The organism is Kitasatospora sp. NPDC059160 (assembly GCF_042755465.1).
Lineage (GTDB): Bacteria > Actinomycetota > Actinomycetes > Streptomycetales > Streptomycetaceae > Kitasatospora.
This window is the reverse complement of the sequence record NZ_JBHZCN010000239.1, coordinates 1-2,425: the sequence shown is the minus strand read 5'-3', so window position 1 is coordinate 2,425 and position 2,425 is coordinate 1. Positions and strand designations below refer to the sequence as shown.

Below are 2,425 nucleotides of genomic sequence, written 5' to 3'. Positions count from 1 at the left end.
CAGAGAGCGACCATCCCCCAGAGGCGGGGGGCGCGCGGGGCGGGCCCCCCCCCCAACCCCCCCCGGGGGGGGGGGGGCCGGGCCTTGGGGGGGGGCCCGCCCGAAACAGGCACTGGCCAGGAAGTGGCCGGGCCCTGGACACCCCGCCCACCCAATCTTTCTACGCCCTACAGAGGCGACGGTGGCCCCGGCCAAAGATTAGCCGGGGCCACCGAAACCAAAGCCAATAAACACCTTCCGCCCAATTCCTGCCACCCGTTTCCGCTTCGGCATCACCGAAGCGGCAACGGCATTATTCGACACCTCTCACTCCACTCATAAAGTCATCTAGCGAGCCGTGTAAGAGGAGGAGGAGGAGGAGGAGGAGGGAGAACGCCGCCAAAAATCTCAGACGGGGCGAAATTAAACCACAGGGACTTGGAATAGATCAGAACATCCATCCACCCAAGACAACAGGGTTCGGGCGGGCCGGCCGCGGCACGGCCGGCCCGCCCAAAATATAGGAAAGCCCAGGGGAAGCTCGCCGAAAATCGCAAAATCGAGTCACTCCCGTTGCCGCTTCGGTGATGCCGAAGCGGCAACGGAACTTCCAACCATCTCTGCGTAGGAAGTCGGCCAGACCGACTTCCTACGCAGGCGACGAGAAGGCCTTGAAATCTTGCACCGGGATTAACCATTCACTCCGGGTCGGCAGTCCCGCTCGACGCCTCGATGACCACCCACGCCGACAACAGGCAGGGCAGGTCTCCCGCAGCGCCAATGCCGAGCCACCCTGACCGCAGGAGGCCCGATTGATCACTTCTCGGGCCAGGAACCATTTGGCTGTCAGGCGTCCCAAGCATTCACGGTCGGCTCCGGCCACTCTGCGGCCGTCGCTGCGAGATCCGCCGGGAGCAGGGAGGCCAGCAAGGCCCGGCCGTCAGCAACAGCCTTCAGCGCGGCTTCCTGAGCCTCGCCCTTGGTGTTGAACATGCCATCCCCCACGGTCTCATTGTGGGGCGGCTCGCCGACCTCGCCGACCCACTGCGACGCACCCGGCCACACCCGGACGTGGGTGAGCCGGGAAGGCTCCGGGAGCCCCGTGACTCCCCGAGCCGCAGCTTCCTTGATCACGTCTTCGATCGTCATGCCTGTGCTCTCCTCATCTCGGCCAGTGCGGCGTCCAGTCGTGCGGAGCGGACGACGGCGGAAAGGTCGGTGGCTGTGCGGGCGTAGTGCTCGGCTTCTTCCCGGGCGCCCTGACGGTAGAGCACTGTGGCCAGTTGGGCGGTGTCGATCGCCTTCGAGCGGGCCCGGTTGGAGGTCTGGGAGTCCACGGCTCGGCGAAGCCGGGACACCAGATCGGAGACAGGCTTTCCCTTGACCGCCGCGAGCAGGTAGAGGGCGTGGCCGGTCTCGCCGTGCAGCTTGTGTTCGGTGAAGTACCACATCCAGCGAGGCTCGCTGCGGAGATCACTCACGCGGCTGTAGATCGACTCCGCGAGGGCGATCTGCCGCATCACCTCGGGTTCGTCGCCTTGGATGGCGTGCGCCTGGGCCTTGACCGCCGCGATCATCGCGAGCGCCGACAACGGCACGTTGCCCATGGCCATGTCGGCCAGGGCGACAGCCTCTCCGGACTTACGCTCGGCAATCTCCTGGCGGGCGAGGCCGGTTGCGACATGACACAGCAGCCCATCGTCGCCGGCCTCCTGGGCCGCCTTGATGCCGAGCCCGAACGTGCTGCGTGCAGGTGAGCTCTGGCCCGCGTCGAACGCCGACCACGCTGCAAGGTCGGCGAGATTGGCGATCTGGCCGCACAGCCGGTCGCGGACACGCGGTCCCATCGACGACTTGGTGAGATCGACAGCGCTTCGCAGTTCACCGAAGGCCAGATGGCGAGTGGCAAGACCGCCGCTTCGCCGGTCCCACTCCTCCAGAGCGAAGGTCCGCTCTGCAATATCGTCAATGTCCTTCATCCCCAGAGAAGATGGAGACGGCAGCACATCGGGCAGGATCGAGGCGAGGGAGACGGCCAAGAAGTCACGGCGCTTCGACTCACTCACCTCCTCACGGTCCCGCCGGGTCCGCTTCGGGAACAGTCCCAGCTCTGCGTTCGTGGCCACGCCGAAGACACCGCGCAGGGCATCACGGACATCCCCGTCGGGCCAGCGGATCACGCCACGTTCTCATCGGCCGGCCCGTCTCTGCGGTGCCGTTGGTGAGGGCCGGACAGCCTAGTGAACTGCCTAGCTTCTGCCTACAGGATCGGCCTGCCCCTACCCGCGCCGCAGGCGTTTGATGGTTCCCAGCCGCCCGGGGTGACGGGCCGGTTACGCCCGTCGCCCCGTCGCCCCGCCACCCCGTCGCCCCGTCTCCGCGGGGGGAAAGGCGCCAACCGCGACCACACCAGCCACCGAAATCAGACGCAGAATTTATAAAAAAA

Annotated in this window: 2 protein-coding genes; both read right to left on the bottom strand. The window is 66.3% G+C overall.

Annotated elements, in window-relative coordinates:
- Positions 1-825: 825 nt before the first annotated feature.
- The gene (locus tag ACFXOZ_RS42425) at positions 826-1,128 is read right to left on the bottom strand and encodes a hypothetical protein (protein ID WP_380595390.1); all 303 of its coding nucleotides are present in this window, start codon (positions 1,126-1,128) and stop codon (positions 826-828) included.
- Positions 1,125-2,159: a hypothetical protein gene (locus ACFXOZ_RS42420; RefSeq protein WP_380595388.1), complete on the bottom strand. Its 1,035-nt coding sequence runs from the start codon at positions 2,157-2,159 to the stop codon at positions 1,125-1,127. The genes ACFXOZ_RS42425 and ACFXOZ_RS42420 overlap by 4 nt, the downstream gene beginning before the upstream one ends.
- Positions 2,160-2,425: the final 266 nt, after the last annotated feature.